The organism is Mesorhizobium salmacidum (SeqCode) (assembly GCF_037179605.1).
GTDB classification, from domain to species: Bacteria; Pseudomonadota; Alphaproteobacteria; order Rhizobiales; family Rhizobiaceae; genus Mesorhizobium; species Mesorhizobium salmacidum.
In genome coordinates, this window is sequence record NZ_JAPYKS010000076.1 from 1 (window position 1) to 1,102 (window position 1,102).

Genomic DNA, 1,102 nt, shown 5'->3' on the forward strand with positions numbered 1-1,102 from the left:
AAAGCGACGATATAGTGCGGGCTGACGGCCCACAGGATTTCCGGATCGACGATGATGTGATTGATGCCGGACAAGCCGATGGCCAGGAACCACACCGCGGTCACCGGGCCGAACACCAGCCCAACGCCGCCGGTACCGAAGCGCTGGACGGCAAACACCACAGCGAGGATGACCAGCGTCAATGGCACGACATAGGGCTGGAAGGTGGGGGTGACGACATTCATGCCCTCGACCGCCGAAAGCACCGAAATCGCCGGCGTAATGACCGCGTCACCGAAAAACAGCGAGGCGCCGACGATGCCGATGCCGAGAATCACCGCCGAGCGCTTCGGAAAACTGCCGCGGGCCAGCGCCATCAGCGACAGCACGCCGCCCTCGCCGCGGTTGTCGGCACGCAGCACGAACATGATGTACTTTACCGTGACGGTAATGGTCAGCGACCAGATGATCAGCGACAGCACGCCGAGAATATCGGCACGGGTGGCGACATCGCTGCCGGACGAAGCGTGCAACGCCTCCCGGAGCGCATAGATCGGGCTGGTGCCGATATCGCCATAGACCACGCCGAGTGCGCCCAGCATCAACACCTTGGTGCTGTGCTGCTCGATTTCGGGATGACTCGATTGGTCGACGGGTTCTGCCTCACTACCAGCATTGGCAAGGGCCATGTACGACACTCCGATAAACGCGCGGTGCTCTACGCTTGCTGCAACGCAATATCAAGTGCCGTAACGTTATGGCACTCATGTCGGCAGCGCGCGGCTTTTTGTCGGCGACTTCCCGCGGATGTCGATTCCTACGACGTTCGCAGGCTCACGTTCGGACCCACGGCACAACCTGCGGGCCGGCGAGCACGTGTCTGTTAAATGGCAACCTGCGTGCCGATTTCAACGACGCGGCCGGTCGGGATCTGGAAATACTCCGTCGCATCCGCCGCAGAGCGCGCCAGGCCGATGAACAGCCGGTCCTGCCACACCGGCATGCCGGAATTGGGCGAAGCCTTGAGCGAGCGCCGCGACAGGAAGAAGGACGTCGTCATGATGTCGAACTTCCAGCCCTGCTTGCGGCAGATCGCCAGCGCGCGCGGGATGTTGGGCTGTTC

2 protein-coding genes are annotated in these 1,102 nt (G+C 62.3%); both read right to left on the bottom strand.

The window, feature by feature from the left end:
• A partial coding sequence (locus O7A60_RS31670) for a KUP/HAK/KT family potassium transporter (protein ID WP_337109575.1) occupies nt 1–668 on the bottom strand: 668 nt, incomplete at its 3' end.
• A 194-nt stretch (nt 669–862) separates the two neighbouring features.
• Nucleotides 863–1,102, bottom strand: a 240-nt coding sequence (locus O7A60_RS31675) for a KUP/HAK/KT family potassium transporter (protein ID WP_415926887.1), incomplete at its 5' end; no start/stop codon positions are given.